Genomic DNA, 19999 nt, shown 5'->3' with positions numbered 1-19999 from the left:
CCCACGACGATCAAGGAGAGTGCGCCGTGGTCCCACCAGCCGGATCGGGCAGCGCCCAGAGCGAGCCGGGCGCGGGTCGTCCGCAGGAGGGGAACGAGCCGAACGGGGCGAGCACGGTGAACGAGCCGAACGTGCCCGGCCGGCCGTCCGTGGGGGCCGGTTCCCCGGGGGACGGGGCAGCGGGGGACGGGGCGGCGGGGGCGCCGGGCGAGGCGTGGTGGGCCTTCCGGGGCCCCGCGGCGCTGCCGGAGCCGCCGCCCTGGCGCCGGTTCGCCACCAACCGGAACACCGGCTCCACCCCGCCGTACCTGATGGGCCGTGACGAGATCGCCATCGTCAACGCCGCCCTGCACCTGCACCGCCCGCTGCTGGTCACCGGGCGGCCCGGCACCGGCAAGTCCGAACTCGCCCACGCCATAGCCCGCGAGCTGGGGCTCGGCGCGGTGCTGCGCTGGTCCGTGAACAGCCGCGCCACCCTGGCGGACGCCCTCTACCGGTACGACGCGGTAGGCAGGCTGCGCGAGGCGTCGCTGCGCCGCGAGCGCGCGATGGGGGCCGCCGCCGCACGCGGCAGCATCCGCGGCGGCGGCGGCCCGCGCGGCAAGGGCACCGGCGCCCGCGCGCTCCGCAGCGCGCGGGGCAGCGCGCACGGAGCCCTGCACGCCGGCCGCCGGGCCTCGGGCTACCGGGCCGCGGCCCCGGAGCCGGACATCGGCCAGTACCTGCGGCTCGGCCCGCTCGGCACGGCGCTGGCCGCGGCGCACCGGCCGCGCGTACTTCTCATCGACGAACTCGACAAGGCCGACATCGACCTGCCCAACGACCTGCTGGTGGTCCTGGAGGAAGGCGAGTTCGAGATCCCCGAACTGGCCCGGCTGCCCGAGCAGCAGCGCGATGTGGACGTACTGGTCAGCGGGGGACGGGAGCGGGCCAGGGTACGGCGCGGTGTCGTCGCCTGTACGCACTTTCCCGTCGTGGTGATGACCAGCAACGGGGAGCGCGACTTTCCCCCCGCGTTCCTGCGCCGCTGCGTCCGCCTCGACCTGCCCGACCCGGACGCCGACCGCCTGCGCGACATCGTCCGCGGCAGCCTGGGCGAGGCGGCGCTGGCGAAGGCGGAGGACCTCATCGACGCGTTCCTGCGCCGCTCCGCCACCGAGACCCTGGCCACCGACCAGCTCCTGGCCGCGGTCCATCTGCGCCTCGCGGGCGCCGACATGAGCCGGGACCAGCTCCTCGCGGCCGTCATGCACCGGCTCGACGAGACGTTACCGACGTGATCGACCGGCTGCGGCAGGCGCTCGTCGGCGTGGGGTACGAACCCGGCGCCGACGAGCTGCTCGACGTGCTGTGGCTGGCCCAGGTGATCGCGGACGCCGAACGGAACGACGCGCGCCAGGCCGCGCCCGCCCCCGCCCCACCGGCCGGGCCCCCACCGCCCGACTCCGCCCCCGGCTCCGTTCCGCCCGACTCCGCTCCGTCCGACTGTTCTGCCCCGTCTGGCCCGGCTGGCCCGTCCGGCCCGTCCGTCGGCCCCGTCCTCGCGGCCGACGCCACGGAGCCGCGGCCGGGCGACGCCCCCGGGGACGGCCGGGACGGCGGCCCTGGCGACACTCCCGCCGGTGCCCCCGCCGGCGCCCCCAAGGGGCCCGCGCACGGCGCGCCGGCCGAGCGGATCGGGGCCCCGGGGCCCAACGGAGCGGGCACACGGGGCGCCGTCCCGCTGCCCGGGCCCGGCGAGCCGGCCGTGCCGCCGACCGGCGCCCCGACGTCGACGCCGGACGCGACCGGGGCCGGCCTCGCCGCCCCGTCCGGCGGGACCGGGAAGCGGCCGCCACGGCGCGCCCTGTACAGCCACGGCAGCGCGGGCGGCGACGGGGCCGGACGGGGCGCGCGGGGGAGCAGGGTGCCGGGCGGGCGGGTGCTGCCCGAGGCACAGCGGCTGGCGCGGGCGCTGCGCCCGCTGATCCGCTACCACGACCACCCGCAGCGCACGGTCACCGACATCGAGGCCACGGTGCGGCTCACCGCCGAGACGGGGCTGTTCGACCTGGTGACCACGGCGGTCCCCGAACGCGCCCTGACGGCCGTGCTCTGGGTCGACCGGTCGCCCTCCATGCGGGTGTGGCATCCGATCGCCGCCGAGGTGCGCGCGGTGCTGCGGCGCAGTGGCGCCTTTCGGTCCGTACGGCAGCAGCGGTTCGACCCGGCACGGGCCGGGGCCCGGGGACGGCGCGCCCCGTCCATGGCCGACGGGCCCGGCGCCGTCGTCCTCATCCTCACCGACGGCGTGCACCCGGCCTGGCGCGATCCGCGCACCCTGCGCGCCCTCCTCGCGCAGCACCGGTGGGGCCCCGTGGCCGTGTTGCACGCGCTGCCGCGCCGGCTGTGGCGGGGCAGCGGCCTCGACGCCCAGCCGCGGCTGCTCACCGCGGCGGCGCCGCTCAGTCCGGCGCACCGGCTCGGCGTGGCCGACCCGCTCACCGGCGAGCGTGACCCGACCGCCGAACACCACGTGGCGCTCCCGGTGTTGCGGCTGGCGCCGGCCGCGCTGGCGCCGTGGGTCGCCCTCCAGACCCGGCCGGGCACCCCGCGCCACGTCGAGACGGTGCTGGTGCCGATGGAGCGGGCACCGGGCACGTCGGCGCGCCGGGCCGCGTCCGCCGGCCCGCCACCGGTCGCGCCGGGGCTTGCGGCGCCGGAGGCGGGGAGGCCGGGCCCGGCTTCTCCGGACGAGGTCCCGCTCGGCCTGTCGGCGTACCCGGGGACGTTGGTCGCGCCGGAGGCGGGTGCGGTGCTCGCGCCGGATGCCGGTGGCGGGTTGGCCGTGCCGGGGCGGGCCGTGTCGCCCGGGGCCTCGTCGCGCGGGTGCACGTCACGCGAGGCGTCGTCAGGGGGCGGGCCCGGCACCGGGGCGGTGGGGCTGTCCGCGGAGGAGCGGATCGAGCGGTTTCGGAGCACGTTCTCGCCGGAGGCGTACCGGCTCGCGGTCCGGCTCTCCGCGGTCCGCCCGCTGACCACGCCCGTGATGCACCTGGTCAGGTCCGCCGTGCTGCCCGAGGCGACCGCCGCCCAGGTGGCGGAGGTGCAACTCGGCGGCCTCCTCACCCAGGTCACCCCGGCCTCGCCGGCCGCCGCGCGGGTGCCGGAGATCGAGGCGCTGACCCGACGGCTGGCCCCGGCCGACGCCGCCCAGCCCGTGTACGACTTCGCCGACGGCGTGCGCGAACTCCTCTTCAGCGCCCTGGGCGTCGAGCGCTCCATCGAGATCGTCGAGGCGGTGGGCCGCGCCCTGGCCCCGTACCTGGGCAGCCTGCCCGACTTCCCCGCCCTGATGGCCGACCCGGAGGGCCTGTTGCGCCTCCAGGGCACCGCCCGGGCGTTCGCCGTCCTGGTGGGTCCGGTCTGCGAGCGGCTCGGCCTCCCGGGCGGCGTCCCCGGCGCCTCCGCCCGCGCCGGGGACGCCGCCGGGGCCGACGCGCCCGTGCTCAGCGCGCACCGTCCCCCCGCGCCCCCGCCCGTTGCTCCCCCGCTCCTCGTGGCCGGGGGAGCACCGCCGGACGCGGCGGAGCGGGGGGCGCGCGACGTGAGCCCCGCCGACCCGGCCGACCCGGCCCCGGCCGCCCCCGAAGCCGACCGGGACCGGCCCCCCGACGGGCCTCGGGCGCAGCCCGACGGGGCGGGCGAACCCACGCCGGACGAGGCGGGCGAACCCACGCCGGACGGGGCGGACACCGGGCTGCCGGACGGGGCGGCCGCCGCCGGGGCGTTGCCGGACGCGGCGGGCCAGCCGCCACCGCCGCTCACGGAGCCGGTACGGGCCGACCGGTTGCGCTTCGAACTGCTCGGGCCCGTGCGCGCCTGGCGCGACGAGGTCGAGGTGTCGCCCCGTTGGCCGCGTCAGCAGTCGCTGCTGTGCCTGTTGCTGCTCCGTAAGGGGCGCCCGGTCACCGTGCGCGAGGCCGCGACGGCGCTCTGGGGCGTCCAACAGCCGGCGCAGCCACCGGCCGTGATCCACAGCTACGTGGCCCAGCTCCGCCGCACCGTGGGGGCGCGGGTCCTGCGCGGCGCCGGCCGGGACGGCTACGTGCTGGACGGTGACGTACGTACCGACGTCGGCGAGATCCAGCGCCGGGAGGCGGCGGTGGACGAGGCGCTGCGGCGCGGGGACCGGCGCGCGGCGCGCGCCCTGCTCGGCGAGGTGCTGGAGCGGTGGCGGAGCGACCGGGAGCCGCTGGCGCAGGTGCCGGGCCCGTTCGCCGCCGCCGAGCGCGCGCGGCTCGCCGAGTGGCGGCTCGAACTCCAGGAACGCGCGCTGGGCCTGGACCTCGCGCTGGGCCGCGTCGACGAGGCCGTTCCCCAACTCGCCGCCCTGGTCGCGCGGCACCCGCTGCGCGAGCCGCCGTACCACCTGCTGATGACGGCGCTGCACCGCACGGGGCGCACGGCCGAGGCCATCGCCGCCTACCGGAACTGTCACCGGCTGCTCTCCGACGAACTCGGCATGGAGCCCACGACCGAGGTACAGGACCTGTACGAGCGCATCCTGCGCGGCGCCCACGTGCCCGCGCCCGACCCCCGCGCGCCCATCGGCCCGGGGCTCCGCGTCACCGTCCGACTCCCGCCGCCACCGGCCCACTTCGTCGGCCGCGAGGCGGACCTCGCCGAGCTGCGGAGCGCGCTGCGCGGAGCCGGGCCCACGGCGCCGGTCTGCGGCGTCGGCGGGCTGGGCGGCATCGGCAAGACGACGCTCGCCCTGGCCGCCGCGCACGAACTCGCCCCCGGCTTCCCGGACGGGCGGTTCTTCGTGGACCTGCACGGCGGCGAACGCGGCAGGCCCGCCATCGGCCGCGTACTGGAGGCCCTGCTGCTCGCCCTGGGCGCCGCGCCGGACGACATCCCGTTCGGCACCGAGGCGCGCCGTGCGCGCTACCAGGCGATGTTGGACGGGCGGCGGGTGCTCGTGGTCATCGACCGGGCGCACGGCTGGGCGCAGGCGGCGCCGCTGCTGCCGGACGCCCCCGGCTGCGCCGCCATCGTCACCAGCCGCCGGACGCACGCCGCGCCGGAGCGGGTGTCGTGGATCGCGCTGCGCGAGTTCAGCCAGCGCGAGGGGCTGGACTTCCTGGCGCGCGTGCTCGGGCGCGCGCGGGTGGTCCAGGACGCCAACGGGGCGCACCGGCTGTTCCGGTACTGCGGGGGGTTGCCGCTGGCCCTGCGCATCGCCGGCGAACTGGTGCGCCGGCAGCACCAGCGCTTCCCCTGGCCCCTGACCCGGCTGGCCGACCGGCTCGCGGCCCCCGCGCACCGGCTGACCGGGCTACGCGTCGGCGACCTCTCGGTCGCCGCCGGCTTCGAGCAGACCTTCCGCCGGCTGAACACGGAGCGACAGCGCGCCTTCTGCCTGCTGTCCGTGCTCGACCACGACGAGGTCAGCCGGTTCAGCTCGGCGGCGCTCCTCGACCGTACGCAACTGGTGGCGGAGGACCTGCTGGACGCGCTGGCCTCCGCGTCCCTGCTGCACCGCGAGGACCGCGACCGGTACCGCTTCAACGCCCTGGCCCTGCTCTACGCCCAGCAGGAGCTGGCCAAGCACGGCTTCGGCGCGGCGGACACGCCGAGCAAGCACCTGGCGCAGCGCGCGAGCGACGCCGCCGTGCTGCGCCTCGCCGACCGCTACCTGGTCGCCGGCGCCGCCACGCTCCGCCACCTCGACCCGGGCGACACCCTGCCCCGACACCTGGCCTCCCACGACGCCCGGCTCGACCGGGCCGCGGCGCGCCACGTCGAACCTCCGGCGCGGTGGCTGCGCGACGAGGCGCCCCGACTGCTGCGCGTGCTGCGCCGCGCGACGCAGCCCGGCCGCGTCTCGGCGGCCCTGCTCCAACGCCTGGCCGACCTGGCGCTGGCCGCCCGGGCGCTGGCCGACGACGAGGCGTACGCCCGGCACTTCACCGAGAGCGTCGAGGCCCTCTCCCTGCCGGCCAGCGGAACCCGTACCCAGGCCGTGCGGCAGCGCGCCCTGGCGGCGCTGGCTCACGCGCACAACAGGGCGGGCCGCTTCCCCGCGGCGGAGCGCGCGGCGGCGCAGGCGATGCACCAGTACGCGAACGCCGCGGGCCCGCCCGACCTCGTCGTCCGGGCGCTGGCCCCGCACGAGCGGGCCGCCGCCGTGTACAGCCTGGGCCGCCTGGCCGAGGCCGAGAAGCTCCTGGAACTGGCCGAGCGGGCCTACGAGAGCGACGACAACCTGGCCGGCCTGGCCCGGGTGTGGGCCGACCGGTCCCGCGTCCTGCTCTCGCGCGGCCGGCCGGACCAGGCACGCGAACTCGCCGAGCACTCCCTGGACGTCGCGAAGCGGGCCGGCCGCGCCCCGTCCGGCGCACCGGCCCCGGCGTTCGGCGCACCCGCCCCATCGGCCGGCACGCCCCCGCCGGGGCCGGGCCTCGCGGTCGCGCACGCCTCCTACGCCCTGGGCTGCGCGCTGACCGCCATCGAGCGCCCCTCGGACGCGCTGCCGGCGCTCCAGCGGGCGCTGGACCTCTTCGCGGGCGCCGGCCGGTACGTGGCCGAGGCCAGCACCCGCGCCAGGGCGGCCGAGGCGCGGCTCGCCATCGGGGACGCCAGCACCGCGGTCGAGCTGGCCAACCAGGCCGTCACCACCTTCGACCGGCACGGCGGCGACTGGCGCCGCGCGGACGCCCTGGTGATCCTCGGCCGGGCCATGCTGCGCCAGGGCCGGTCCAGCGGCGCCATGAGCTGCTGGGTGCAGGCGTTCGACGTCTACCACACGCTGGGCGCCCGCGAGGCGGACACGGTCGCCGACCTACTGGCCGACCTGCCGGCTGACGGCGCGCCGGACGGCGCCACGCACCGGGCGTCGCGCCGGCGCGGGAGCGCGCGGTAGGCGCGCGGCATGACGGGACGGGGAGCACCGTTGGGCCCGCGCGCGGCGGGCGCGAGCCGACCCGAGGAACGGACGACCACCGAGGCCGGAGAGCGGGCCACCCGAGAACGGAAACCGACGGAGGAGGACACCATGAGGAAAGCGTTCCGACGCGGCGGCCACGGGGCCGCGGCCGTCGCCCTGGCCGCCGCGCTGACGGCGGGAGCGGCGGGGACGGCGGGCGCCGCCGACGCCGACCGGACGCCGCGCCCCGGCGCGCCGGACGGCGCGCGGACCGCCGGTCTCCAGGGCCCCGTCGTCACCCACCCGGAGTCCAGGCCCTACGAATACCCGGCGGGCGAGGTCTGCCCGTTCCGGGCCCGCGCCGAGTTCCCGGTCAGCGACCTGCGGCTGCGCACCTGGACCGACGGCGCCGGGCGCCCCGTGTTCGCCGTCGAGGACGGCCCGCTGGTGCTGCGCGCGACCAACCTGGACACCGGAAAGACGGTGGAGCGCGAGGTCTCGGGAACGGCGACCATCACCTACCCCGCCTACCCCCGTTCCGACGTCTACGTCATGAGCGGCGACAACTGGGCGACGGGCTTCCACGCGCACGACCAGCCGGCCGGCAGGTGGCTCGTCAGCCGCGGCTACATGTCGGTGCGCATCAGCCCGGCCGACGAGGGGACCGCGGGCACGGCGAAGAAGCTGCTGGCGCTGTACGGACCGTACGAGGACCTCTGCACGACCCTCGCCACCCCGTAGGCTCCACCCCGTACGCTGCCCCGTCGCCCCGTCGCCCCGTCGCCCCGTCGCCCCGTCGCCCCGTCGCCCCGTCGCGGGCCGGGGCGACGGGGCCCGGCGGGCCGGGCTCGCGGGGTGCGGGGGCGGGCGAGGGAGAGGTCAGGCGTCCTGGTCGCGGAGGAACCCGGTGAGCGCGGCGGTCAGCTCGGCGGGGGCGTCCTCCTGCACCAGGTGGCCCGCGCCCTCGATGAGCCGGAGGCGCGCCCCGGGGACGAGCGCGGCCAGCTCGTGCCCCTTGGCGACCGGAATCCACGCGTCGTCGGCGCCCCAACACACCAGCACCGGCAACCGCAGCTCGCCGTACCGGCCCTGGATCTCGTCGGTGAACCGCTGGTCGTTCTGGGCGATCTGCCGGTAGAAGGCGGGCTGCCCCGCCGCGCCGCACCACGGGGCGACCAGACGGTCCAGGACGTCGGGACGCAGCCCCGGCGCGCTGGCGGAGGCGACGTACTCGCGGACCATCGCCCGGTGCAGGGCGGGCGGCAACTGCTCGAAGACCGCGGCGTTCTCGCCCAGGAGCCGGTACGTGGGCGTGCCCCACGGGGCCAGCGCCACGGCGTCCACGAGCGCCAGCGCCCGGTAGGCGGCGCCGTGCAGCAGATGGGCGCGGAGCGCGACACAGCCGCCGAAGTCGTGCGCGACGACGTACGGGGCGAGGGACGGGGCGGCGGCGCCGGCCCCGTCACCCTCGCCGCCGGCCAGGCCCCAGTGCGTCAGCAACTCCGTGAACACGGCCGCCTGCGCCGCCAGGGACACGTCCTGCCCCGCGCGCTGCTCGGACGCGCCGTACCCCGGCATGTCCCACACCAGCACCCGGTACCGGTCGGCCAGGGCGCGTGCCACCCCGCGCCAGACGTACGAGGAGAACGGCGTGCCGTGCAGCAGCACGACCGGCGGTGCGTCGGGGTCGCCCAGCTCCGCCCACCGCACGGCGCCGGAGGACGAGTGGAAGGTGCGGCCCAGGTCCCATGTCATGACCGTAATGCTAGACACTCCTGACATCGGGTGTCGAGATCGACGCGGCGCCGGCGTGGTCGGTCACCCCCCGCGCCGCCGGCCGCGCGAGCGACCATGTGTGCGCTCCGGGGCGCGGGCGGCGCATCCGAGGACATGCGCCGTCGCCCGGCCTCACCTGGAGCGACTTCGCGTGCCGTCGGACGCGCCCGCGCGGGCCGGAACCGTGCGCCCCCACGCGCCTCTCGTGCGCGCCGCCCCGGCTCGTAGAATCGACGCATCATGGCCTACCTCGACCACGCCGCCACCACTCCGATGCTCCCGGAGGCGGTGCGGGCGATGACCGACCAGCTCGCCGTCACCGGCAACGCCTCCTCCCTCCACGCCGCGGGACGGCGCGCGCGCCGCACCGTGGAGGAGTCCCGCGAGTCGCTCGCCGCCGCACTCGGCGCCCGCCCCAGCGAGGTGGTGTTCACCGCGGGCGGCACCGAGGCCGACAACCTCGCCGTCAAGGGCCTCTACTGGGCCCGCCGCGCCGCCGACCCGGCCCGCACCCGGCTGCTCGCCAGCCCCGTCGAGCACCATGCCGTGCTCGATGCGGTGGACTGGCTCGCCACGCACGAGGGCGCGCGCGTGGAGTGGCTGCCGGTCGACGCGTACGGCAGGGTCAGCCCGGACGCGCTGCGCGAGGCCATCGCCCGTGACCCCTCGGACGTGGCGCTGGCCACCGTGATGTGGGCCAACAACGAGATCGGCACGATCATGCCGGTCGCCGAACTGGCCGCGGTGGCGCGCGAGTTCGACGTTCCGTTGCACGCGGACGCGGTGCAGGCGTTCGGCCAGGTCGAGGTGGACTTCGCGGCCTCCGGGCTCGCCGCGATGACGGTCACCGGCCACAAGATCGGCGGCCCGTACGGGATCGGGGCGCTGCTCCTCGGCCGTTCGTACGCACCCGTGCCACTGCTGCACGGCGGCGGCCAGGAGCGGCACGTGCGCTCGGGCACGCTGGACGTGCCCGCCATAGCCGCGTTCGCGGTGGCCGGCGAGCTGGCCGCCGCGCGCCGCGAGGAGTTCGCGCACGAGATCGGCGGGCTGCGGGACGCGCTCGTCGCGGCGGTCACGGAGGCCGTCCCGGACGCGGTGCTGGGCGGCGACCCGGACCCGGCGGGCCGACTGCCCGCCAACGCGCACTTCTCCTTCCCCGGGTGCGAGGGCGACTCCCTGTTGCTGCTGCTGGACGCGCAGGGCATCGAGTGCTCGACGGGCTCCGCCTGCACCGCGGGCGTCGCGCAGCCCAGCCACGTGGTCCTCGCCACCGGCTCGCCCCCGGAACTGGCCCGCGGCACGCTGCGGTTCTCCCTCGGGCACACCTCCACGAAGGCGGACGTGGAAGCGGTGGCGGCGGCCATCGGCCCCGCGGTCGCCCGCGCCCGCACGGCCGGGCTCAGCTAGCGACGGCGCGCCCCGACCCGGCATCCTGCCCCGTCGCCCCGTCGCCCCGTCGCCCCGTCGCCCCGTCGCCCCGTCGCCCCGTCGCCCCGTCGCCCCGTCGCCCCGTCGCCCCGTCGCCCCGTCGCCCCGTCGCCCCGTTATGGGGCGGTGTGGGGCGGTGTGGGGCGGGTGTGGGGCCCCGGGGCGTGGTGGGGCCGAATCGCGGCGACGTACCGGCTGGCGCACCCGTACCCTGGAACGGCTATGACTGACTTCCCGGGCGCCCCCGATCCTTCCGCTCCGCGCGATGGCCGTCGCCTCCGTGTGCTCGCCGCGATGTCCGGCGGCGTCGACTCCGCCGTCGCCGCCGCGCGGGCCGCCGAGGCCGGGCACGAGGTGACCGGCGTGCACCTCGCGCTCTCCGCCAACCCGCAGTCGTTCCGCACCGGTGCGCGCGGCTGTTGCACCATCGAGGACTCGCGCGACGCGCGCCGCGCCGCCGACGTGATCGGCATCCCCTTCTACGTCTGGGACCTGGCCGAGCGGTTCCGGGAGGACGTGGTCGAGGACTTCGTCGCCGAGTACGCGGCGGGCCGCACGCCCAACCCCTGCCTGCGCTGCAACGAGAAGATCAAGTTCGCGGCGCTGCTCGACAAGGCGCTCGCGCTCGGCTTCGACGCCGTGTGCACGGGCCACTACGCGACCGTCGTCACCCGCGACGACGGCTCCCGCGAGCTGCACCGCGCCTCCGACCTCGCGAAGGACCAGAGCTACGTGCTCGGCGTCCTCGACGACCGGCAGCTCGCGCACGCGATGTTCCCCCTCGGCGACACCCTCACCACCAAGGACGAGATCCGCGCGGAGGCGGAGCGGCGCGGCCTCGCCGTCGCGAAGAAGCCCGACAGCCACGACATCTGCTTCATCGCCGACGGCGACACGCAGGGCTTCCTGGCCAAGCAGCTCGGCACGGCCGAGGGCGACATCGTGGACGAGGACGGTACGAAGCTGGGCACCCACGAGGGTGCGTACGGCTTCACCATCGGTCAGCGCAAGGGCCTGCGCCTCGGCGTCCCGGCCGCCGACGGCAAGCCGCGCTACGTGCTCGACATCTCCCCGGTGAACAACACCGTGACGGTGGGACCGGCCGGCGCCCTCGACATCGCCGCGCTCAGCGCGATCAAGCCCCGCTGGTGCGGCACCCCGCCGACCGGCCCCGGCACCTACACGGCCCAGCTCCGCGCGCACGGCAGCGAGACGCCGGTCGCGGCGGAGTTGGTGGGCGACGTGCTGGAGGTCCGGTTCGACGCGCCGGTACGGGGCGTGGCGCCGGGCCAGGCGATCGTGCTGTACGACGGCACGCGGGTGGTGGGTTCGGCGACGATCGCCCACACGGAGCGCGCGACACCCGCGGCCACGGCGACCGCCGACCCAGCGGCCTGAGCGACCGTCCCCAAGGCCCGTCCCCCCGCCCCGTACCCCGGCTCTCCGGAGCCCCGTCCCCCCGCCCCGTACCGGCCGCACGGCGCGGCGTACGGGGCGGAAGCCGGAGCCGGCAGACCCGGCTACACCCGCTCGAACCCGCCGGTCGGGCGGGGTGAACGGTCGGCCGGGCTTCGAACGCCGGCGCGGACGGGCTCTCGTACAGTGGCGGGCATGAACATCTGCGTCTTCTGCTCCGCCGCCGACCTCGACGAGCGCTATGTCACACCGGCCCGCGAGTTCGCCGAGTTGCTCGGCAAGGGCGGACACACGCTGGTGTGGGGCGGCTCGGAGGCCGGCCTGATGAAGGTCATGGCCGACGGGGTACAGGAGCACGGCGGACGGCTGGTCGGCGTCTCGGTGGAGTTCCTCCGCGACAAGGCGCGGCAGAACGCGGACGAGATGCTGATCACCAAGGACCTGGCCGAGCGCAAGGCGCAGCTCCTCGCGCGCGCCGACGCGATCGTGATCATGGTGGGCGGCACCGGCACGCTGGACGAGGCGACCGAGATCCTGGAGCTCAAGAAGCACGGCCTGCACACCAAGCCGGTGGTGCTGCTCAACGCGGCCGGCTTCTACGACGGCCTCAAACAGCAGCTCCAGCGGATGGAGCAGGAGGGCTTCCTGCCGATCCCGCTCACCGATCTCGTCTTCTTCGCCGAGGACGGGGTGGGCGCACTGGCCTACCTGGAGGAGCAGGCGGGCGTCCAGCCGTAGCCCGCGCCCCGCGCCGACCGGCCCCGTCCCCCCGGCCGCCCCGGTCACCCGGCAACCGTCGTTAGGATCGCCGCATGGGTACGCATCTGATCACCGGAGCAGGCTCGGGCATCGGCACCGTCGTCGCGGAGCGACTGTGCGCACGCGGCGACGAGCTGTGGTTGCTGGCGCGCGACGCCGGGCGGGCGAAGCAGTTGGCGGAGCGGTACCCCGGGGCCAAGACGCTCGTCGGCGACCTGGCGGAGCCCGAGCGACTGTCCTGGGCGTTCAGCCACCAGCAGGTGCCGGAGCGCCTCGACTCGCTGCTGCACATCGCCGGCGTCGTGGAACTCGGCGACGTCGGTGACCTCACCCCCAAGGCGTGGAACCAGCAACTCGCCGCCAACCTTGTCTCGCCGGCCGAACTCACCCGCCTGCTGCTGCCCCAGCTCCGGCTGGCCAAGGGCCACGTGGTGTTCGTGAACTCGGGCGCGGGGCTGCGGGCCAACGCCCAGTGGAGCGCGTACGCGGCCAGCAAGCACGGCCTCAAGGCGCTGGCCGACGCGCTGCGCTGGGAGGAGAGCGGCAACGGCATCCGGGTCACCACCGTCTACCCGGGGCGCACCGCCACGCCCATGCAGGTCAAGGTGCACCAGCAGGAGGGCAAGGAGTACGACCCGGAGCGCTGGATGACCCCGGAGTCGGTGGCCACCACCCTGCTCACCGCCCTGGACCTGCCGCGCGACGCGGAGATCACCGACCTGTCGGTCCGCCCGCGCGCCTGACCCCACCCGGGCCCGGACGCCGGGCCCGGTGCCCGCTGGCGCCCCGCCCCGGGACGGGCCCCGTTCGCTGACCAGCCCGCCCCGTCGTTGCCCCGCCCCGTGGGCCCGTGCACCGACGCGTCGTCGCGCCGTACGGGCGCGTGGCGCCGTACGGACCCCGTGGCTCCGTGCCCCGTGCGCCGTGCCCTGTAGAGACGCGGAGCCGCCGGGGCGCGCCCCGGGAGGGTGCGCGGAGCCGGGCGGTGGTCACGCCGGGAGCCGTGGCGGTACGGGGGCGACGGCGCCGCGCCCCGCGCCTCGTACGCTTCCTGCGTGAGTGTGAGCGAGAACGACGAGATGGGCTGGGGCGCGGGCGCCGCGACCGGCATCGGCTCCATGCCGGGCGAGGACGCCCGGGAGGCCGCCAGGACCGTGACCGGTTCGCTGGAGCGGCTGCCGTACCTGCCGGAGCTGCCGGCGCGGGGCCCCGGCGCGGACATGATCGGGCGCACCGCCGGGATGCTCGTGGAGCTGTACGCGCGCGTGGAGCCCAGCGGCTGGCGGATCGGCGACCACCCCGGCCGTGACACTCGGCGCGCGCGTTCCTGGCTCGGCCAGGACCTGGACGCGCTGGAGGAGTACACCCAGGGGTACACCGGAACGCTCAAGGTGTCCGCCGTCGGGCCCTGGACGCTGGCCGCGGCGCTGGAGCTGCGCGGCGGCGAGGCCATGCTCAGCGACCCCGGCGCCTGCCGGGACCTGGTCGGATCGCTGGCCGAGGGGCTGCGCGCGCACCTGGCCGACGTGCGGCGCCGGGTGCCGGGCGCCCGCGTGGCGCTCCAGCTCGACGAGCCCTCGCTGCGCGCCGTCCTCGAGGGCCGGGTCCGCTCCGCCAGCGGCTACCGCACCCACCCCGCCGTCGACCGGGTGGTGGTCGAGGGCGCGCTGCGCGAGATGTGCGCGCTGCACGACGGGCCCGTGGTCGTGCACTGCTGCGCGCCCGGCGTCCCGTTCGGGCTGCTGCACCGTTCCGGCGTGGCGGGCGTCTCCTTCGACTTCTCGCTCGTCACGGAGCGTGAGGAGGAGGCGATCGGCGAGGCGGTCGAGGGTGGCCTCACGCTGTTCGCCGGTGTGCTGCCGGGCACGGACCCGCAATCAGGGCCATTGTCAGACCCTGCGGGTAGCGTCATGGGTGTCAGGACGCTGTGGCGCAGGTTGGGGCTGTCGCCGGGGACCCTCGCGGAGTCCGTGGTGGTCACCCCCTCCTGCGGGCTCGCGGGTGCCTCGCCGAGGTACGCGCGCGCCGCGCTGGACCACTGCGTCCGGGCGGCGACATCGCTCGTGGACAACCCTGAGTGATGGCGCCCGCCCCGCGGCGTGGTGTCCGCGAGGCGGTTGACGGATGAGGTAACGGGAGGTCGAGACGGTGGCTGGCGAAACGGTGTCCGGAGGCGAGAGCGCTTCCGAGGGCGCGGCGGACGGGGAGCGCGCGGCGCTGCCCGCCGAGGCGCGGTCCGAGGTGCCGTCCGACGCCCGGGAGCGGCATCAGCGCCTGGCCGAGGAGGTCGAGGAGCACCGCTTCCGGTACTACGTGAAGGACGCGCCGGTCGTCAGCGACGCGGAGTTCGACAAACTGCTGCGCGCGCTGGAGGCGCTGGAGACCGAGCACCCGCAGTTGCGCACGCCCGACTCGCCGACCCAGAAGGTGGCGGGGTCGTACGAGACGGAGTTCACCGAGGTCGAGCACCGCGAGCGGATGCTCAGCCTGGACAACGCCTTCGACGAGGAGGAGTTGGCCGCCTGGACCGACCGGATCGCCAAGGACCTCGGCGAGGCCGCCTCGTACCACTTCCTGTGCGAGCTGAAGGTGGACGGCCTCGCGGTCAACCTCACCTACGAGCACGGCCGGCTGACCCGCGCCGCCACCCGCGGCGACGGCCGCACGGGCGAGGACATCACGCCCAACGTGCGCACCATCGCGGAGATCCCCGACCGGCTGGTCGGCGAGGGCGTGCCCGCCCTGGTCGAGGTGCGGGGCGAGGTCTTCATCCCGATGGAGCGGTTCGAGGAGCTCAACGCCGGCCTGGTGGAGGCCGGCAAGCCGCCGTTCGCCAACCCGCGGAACGCGGCGGCCGGGTCGCTGCGGCAGAAGGACCCCAAGGTCACCGCAAGCCGCCCGCTGCACATGGTGGTGCACGGCATCGGCGCCCGCGAGGGCTTCGACATCGACTGTCAGTCCCATGCGTACGCGCTGCTCAGCGAATGGGGCCTGCCGACCTCACGCCACATCGAGGTGGTCGATACACCAGATGGCGTACGGGCCTTCATCGCCCGGTTCGGCGACCCCAGGCGGCGCCACTCGGTGGAGCACGAGATCGACGGCGTGGTCGTCAAGCTGGACGAGATCCCGCTCCAGGGGCGGCTGGGCTCCACCTCGCGCGCGCCGCGCTGGGCCATCGCCTGGAAGTACCCGCCGGAGGAGGTCAACACCAAGCTGATGGACATCCGGGTCGGCGTCGGCCGCACCGGCCGGGTGACGCCCTACGCGGTGGTCGAGCCGGTGACGGTGGCCGGCTCCGAGGTGGAGTTCGCGACGCTGCACAACCAGGAGGTCGTCAAGGCCAAGGGCGTCCTCATCGGCGACACCGTGGTGCTCCGCAAGGCGGGCGACGTCATCCCGGAGATCCTCGGCCCGGTGGCCGACCTGCGGGACGGCAGCGAGCGGGAGTTCGTCATGCCCGCCGAGTGCCCGGACTGCGGCACCGCCCTCCAGCCGATGAAGGAGGGCGACATCGACCTGCGCTGCCCCAACGCCCGGTACTGCCCCGCGCAGATCCGCGAGCGCGTCTTCTACCTCGCCGGCCGCAAGAGCCTGGACATCGAGCACCTGGGGTACGTGGCCGCCGCCGCGCTGACCCAGCCGCTCGAACCCGAGGAGCCGCCGCTGCGCAACGAGGGCGACCTGTTCGACCTCGACATCGACGCCCTGCTCCCCATCCGCTCGCACGTCCTCGACCCGGACAGCGGCCTGCCCAAGCGCGACCCGGAGTCCGGCGAGGAGAAGACCGTCACCTTCTTCGCCAACCAGAAGGGCGAGCCGAAGAAGAACGCCCTGGCCATGCTGGAGAACATCCAGGCCGCCAAGGAACGGCCGCTGGCCCGCATCATCACCGGCCTGTCGATCCGGCACGTCGGCCCGGTGGCGGCCGTGGCGCTGGCCCGCGAGTTCCGCTCGCTGGACCGCATCGCGGAGGCGAGCGAGGAGGAGTTGGCGGCGGTCGAGGGGGTGGGCGGCATCATCGCCGCGTCGGTGAAGCAGTGGTTCGCCGAGGAGTGGCACCGCGAGATCGTCGAGAAATGGCGGGCCGCGGGGGTGCGCTTCGAGGAGGAGGCCGGCGAGGATGAGGGCCCCAGACCACTCGCCGGGCTCACCGTCGTCGTCACCGGAACGCTCCAGTCGTACACGCGGGACGGCGCCAAGGAGGCTCTGCAGAACCAGGGAGCGAAGGTGACCGGGTCGGTTTCCAAGAAGACGCATTTCGTGGTCGTCGGTGACAACCCCGGCTCCAAGTACGACAAGGCCGTGCAGGCGAAGGTGCCCGTACTGGACGATCAGGGTCTGGGCGTGCTGTTGGAACAGGGACCCGATGCCGCCCGGGAGGTTGCGCTCACGCCACCTGACGGGTCGGAATAGTTCACAGACGCTCTGGGGGTGGCCCGGCCGTGGCCGGCGGGCATCACTCTTATAGCGCATATCGGATGGTTACGGAGAGCGCGGGCGCATTCGGGCAACCGCTGTCGATCGCTGCTCCCCGTAGCCTAGTGCGGCCTACTGTTGAGATGTGCGCCTGCCGTGGCGCGGGCACCGCCGGCTGTGAGAGGGACGGGTATGAAACCGACCGACAGCGCCGCCCCAGTGTCGCGGTTGTGGCGGAACGCTCTCCCCGGTTTACCGGTAGTGGTCGTCGCGCTGGCCGCCGTCGCCCTGGGCGTGGGCGTCTTCCGCGTGCTGCGCACCGACACTGCGCTCTTCCCGAGCGGCACCGTCGGCTGGTCGCTGGCCGTGCTGACCGGGGCGATCGTCGGCCACCTGGTGGCCCTCGGCCGTGACCGCTGGTGGGGCGGCACCGGCTCCGGCGCCGCCCTCACCCTGGCCGCCCTGCTGCTGTACGGCTGGCTGCCCGCCGTCGTCATCAGCCTGGCCGTGGTCGTGCTGGTCGGCGCGGCCCGCCGACACCGCTGGCGCCAGGCCCTGTTGCACGGCGCCGTGGACATCCTCGGCATCGGCGCCGCGGGCCTGGCCCTCGCCGCGCTCGGCACCATCCCCTCGGTGGAACACCCCTGGCAGCCCGACGCCTGGAACCTGTACGTCATCCCGCCCATCGCCCTGGTCGCCTTCTCCTACCTGCTGGTGACCCGGGCCCTGCTCTGGTACACGATGGCGCCGCGCGGCGGCGGCCTGCGCACCGTCGTGCGCACCGCCATCGTCCGCCAGGCGCTGGTCGGCATCGCCCTCCTGGGCATCGCCCCGCTCATCGTCGTCGTCGGCGTGCACACCCCGATGCTGCTCCCGCTGTTCGCGGTGCCGCTGATAGCCCTCGACTCCACGCTCTGGATCGCCCGGGTCCGCGCCGAGGAGCAGCTCCGCGACCCGCTGACCGGGCTGCCCAACCGTCAGTGGCTGCTGGAGCGCACCTGGTCGGCGCTGGACGAGGCCGAGCGGGCCGGCACCCGCTCGGCGCTCGTACTCATCGACCTCGACCGGTTCCGCTCCGTCAACGACACCCTCGGCCACCTCGCCGGCGACCGGCTGCTGTTGCAGATCGCCGAGCGGCTGCGGCTGGCGCTGCCGCGCGGCGCCGAGGTGGCCCGGCTCGGCGGCGACGAGTTCGCCGTACTGCTGCCCACCGCCGACTCCCTGACCAGCGCTCAGCGCGCCGCCCGCTCGCTCATCGCCGCCCTCGGCTCGCCGCTCGACCTCGACGGGCTCACGTTGGTCCTGGAGGCCAGCGCCGGGGTCGCCGTCTTCCCCGACCACGCCATCGACGCCGAGGGCCTGCTGCGCCGGGCGGACGTCGCCATGTACCAGGCCAAGCGGGACCGCAGCGGCACCGAGGTCTACGAGGCGCGCCGGGACGGCAACACGCCCGACCGGCTCGGCCTCCTCGGCGACCTGCGCCGCGCCCTGGACGCGGGCGACGTGGAGCTGCACTACCAGCCCAAGGTCGGCTTCGACGGACACGTCGCCGGCCTTGAGGCGCTGGTGCGCTGGGTGCACCCGGACCGGGGCAAGGTGCCGCCGGACGAGTTCATCGCCATGGCCGAGAGCTCGGGCCTGATGCCCAAGCTGACGGAGTACGTGTTGGAGACGGCGCTCGGCCAGGTCGCCCAGTGGCGCGCCGCCGGCCTCGACGTGCCGGTCGCCGTGAACGTCTCGCCGCGCGACGTGCACACCCCCGGCTTCGCTGGCGCGGTCGCCGCGCGCCTGGCCCGGCACGGCGTACCGCCCGGCGCGCTGCAACTGGAGATAACCGAGCACGTCCTGTTGGAGGACCCGCAGCGGGCCGCCGACACGATGGCGGGCCTGACCGGGCACGGCGTCAAGATGTCGCTGGACGACTTCGGCACCGGCTACTCCTCGCTGGTGCACCTGCGCCGCCTGCCGGTGAGCGAGCTGAAGATCGACCGGTCGTTCGTGGCCCGTCTGGTCGTGGACAACGAGGACGCGGAGATCGTCCGCTGCACCCTCGACCTCGCCCACTCGCTGGGGCTGCTGGTCGTCGCGGAGGGCGTGGAGGACGACGAGACCTGGGAGCGGCTGCGCGATCTGGGCTGCGACGCGGTGCAGGGCTGGCTCGTGGCCGCGGCGATGCCGCCCGAGGAGACGACGGCCTGGCTCAAGCTCCGTGGCAAGAGCGGCTGGCACCGGGAGATCGAACGCGGCCAGGCCCTCCAGGCGTCGGCGGAACCCTCGGTGCCGGCGGCGTCGACCGAACAGAAGACCCCGGCCGCGTCGGTGGGCAAGGAGGCGGACCAGCCGGTGACATAGACCCCGCATCGGCCGATTGCCGCAACGTTTTGCCTGAGGTAGCGGGCCTGCCGCGAGCCGCCGACGGGGCGCCCCCGGACCGTGCCGAACTGGCCTGGTAGGCCCGGAACGGGCCGGGCGCGCAGGCTCAGCCGAGCCGAGCCGAGCCGGCCGGGGGAGGGGCCGGAGGCGAGCGGGCGGAGCGGGTTACGGGTGGATGATCCGCTGGACCAGTTCCGGGACCCACTCGACGTACTCGACCTCGGCCCCGTCGGCGTGGCGTGCGTAGCAGAAGCGGCCGGTCGGCCCCGTGGTCAGGGGCGTGGTGAGGGTGGCGCCCGAGGCCGTGAGCGTGGCCTGGCAGGCGTCGAGGTCGTCGACGACGACGGTGGCGGAGGCGTGCGCGTACTTGGCCCGTTCCTCGGCCGGCCCGGCGATGACGAGGAAGTCGCCGACGGCCGCCAGCTCGACGGCCTCGAACCCCAGCCGCAGATCGGGCTCGGCCCCCGTCAACTCGCGCAGCAGCGGCAGCGCGCCGTCGAGGCTGTCGGTCCACAGGCGGGCGTACGTCTTGAGGATGGTCATGGGACTCCCAGCGGTTCAGCCGCGGTGGCGGTGCGGGGGCAGGGGCGGTGACCGTCGGCTCTAGCCGACGCCTCGCACACCGTAGGGACGGAGGGCCCTGACGTGGAAGAACGCACTTTTTGGTGACCAGGGCACCAGAAGGGAACCGCGCGAGCGCGGCCCGGCGGCGAAACCCCGTCCACCGACGACGCCCCGCACCCTGGCTCCGGACCGCCGCCCCGGACCGCCGCCCCAGCCGCGGACCCCCGCCCCAGCCTCGGACCGCCGCCCCGCCCGTACGGTCGCCCCGCCCCCATGCCCCCACGCCCCACACGCCCCCCCGACCGCTCCGCCGCGCCGTCCGCGGTCTCGCTCGTGGCCGTGGGCGCGGTG

Annotated in this window: 12 protein-coding genes; 10 read left to right on the top strand and 2 right to left on the bottom strand. The window is 75.8% G+C overall.

Annotation, left to right across the window (positions count from 1 at the left end; all coding sequences use genetic code 11):
- The first annotated feature begins 149 nt into the window (after positions 1-149).
- From H7H31_RS08475 to H7H31_RS08465, 3 genes are all read left to right on the top strand, one after another.
- Entirely contained in the window at positions 150-1280 is a 1131-nt protein-coding gene (locus tag H7H31_RS08475; protein ID WP_187118228.1) for an AAA family ATPase, read from the top strand.
- The gene (locus tag H7H31_RS34560) at positions 1277-6907 is read left to right on the top strand and encodes a BTAD domain-containing putative transcriptional regulator (protein WP_187117849.1); all 5631 of its coding nucleotides are present in this window, start codon (positions 1277-1279) and stop codon (positions 6905-6907) included. Before H7H31_RS08475 ends, H7H31_RS34560 begins: the two co-directional genes overlap by 4 nt.
- A 132-nt stretch (positions 6908-7039) precedes the next feature.
- Positions 7040-7651, top strand: a complete 612-nt coding sequence (locus tag H7H31_RS08465) for a hypothetical protein (protein ID WP_187060083.1) — start codon at positions 7040-7042, stop codon at positions 7649-7651.
- Between the two features lie 138 nt (positions 7652-7789).
- Here H7H31_RS08465 and H7H31_RS08460 read toward each other — a convergent pair whose 3' ends face one another.
- Positions 7790-8665 (bottom strand): alpha/beta fold hydrolase, encoded by an 876-nt coding sequence (locus tag H7H31_RS08460; RefSeq protein WP_187059743.1) that lies wholly within the window; start codon positions 8663-8665, stop codon positions 7790-7792.
- A gap of 261 nt (positions 8666-8926) precedes the next feature.
- Between H7H31_RS08460 and H7H31_RS08455 the strand changes: the two genes are divergently transcribed.
- From H7H31_RS08455 to H7H31_RS08425, 7 genes are all read left to right on the top strand, one after another.
- Complete coding sequence (locus H7H31_RS08455) at positions 8927-10096, top strand: cysteine desulfurase family protein (RefSeq protein WP_187059742.1); 1170 nt, start codon at positions 8927-8929, stop codon at positions 10094-10096.
- A 243-nt stretch (positions 10097-10339) separates the two neighbouring features.
- Positions 10340-11515 (top strand): tRNA 2-thiouridine(34) synthase MnmA, encoded by a 1176-nt coding sequence (mnmA, locus tag H7H31_RS08450; protein WP_187059587.1) that lies wholly within the window; start codon positions 10340-10342, stop codon positions 11513-11515.
- Between the two features lie 213 nt (positions 11516-11728).
- The gene (locus H7H31_RS08445) at positions 11729-12271 is read left to right on the top strand and encodes an LOG family protein (protein WP_187061061.1); all 543 of its coding nucleotides are present in this window, start codon (positions 11729-11731) and stop codon (positions 12269-12271) included.
- A gap of 74 nt (positions 12272-12345) precedes the next feature.
- Positions 12346-13035: an SDR family oxidoreductase gene (locus H7H31_RS08440; protein WP_187061060.1), complete on the top strand. Its 690-nt coding sequence runs from the start codon at positions 12346-12348 to the stop codon at positions 13033-13035.
- A gap of 336 nt (positions 13036-13371) precedes the next feature.
- Positions 13372-14373 (top strand): methionine synthase, encoded by a 1002-nt coding sequence (locus H7H31_RS08435; protein ID WP_187061063.1) that lies wholly within the window; start codon positions 13372-13374, stop codon positions 14371-14373.
- Between the two features lie 136 nt (positions 14374-14509).
- Complete coding sequence (ligA, locus tag H7H31_RS08430) at positions 14510-16708, top strand: NAD-dependent DNA ligase LigA (RefSeq protein ID WP_187061062.1); 2199 nt, start codon at positions 14510-14512, stop codon at positions 16706-16708.
- Between the two features lie 195 nt (positions 16709-16903).
- On the top strand, positions 16904-19063 hold the full coding sequence (locus H7H31_RS08425; RefSeq protein WP_187061059.1) for a putative bifunctional diguanylate cyclase/phosphodiesterase: 2160 nt from the start codon (positions 16904-16906) through the stop codon (positions 19061-19063).
- Positions 19064-19249: 186 nt separating this feature from the next.
- Here H7H31_RS08425 and H7H31_RS08420 read toward each other — a convergent pair whose 3' ends face one another.
- The gene (locus H7H31_RS08420) at positions 19250-19627 is read right to left on the bottom strand and encodes a VOC family protein (RefSeq protein WP_187061058.1); all 378 of its coding nucleotides are present in this window, start codon (positions 19625-19627) and stop codon (positions 19250-19252) included.
- Positions 19628-19999: the final 372 nt, after the last annotated feature.

Source organism: Streptomyces buecherae (assembly GCF_014295035.1).
Classification (GTDB): domain Bacteria; phylum Actinomycetota; class Actinomycetes; order Streptomycetales; family Streptomycetaceae; genus Streptomyces; species Streptomyces youssoufiensis.
The sequence above is the reverse complement of the archived record's forward strand: the minus strand, read 5'-3'. Positions and strand labels throughout refer to the sequence as shown.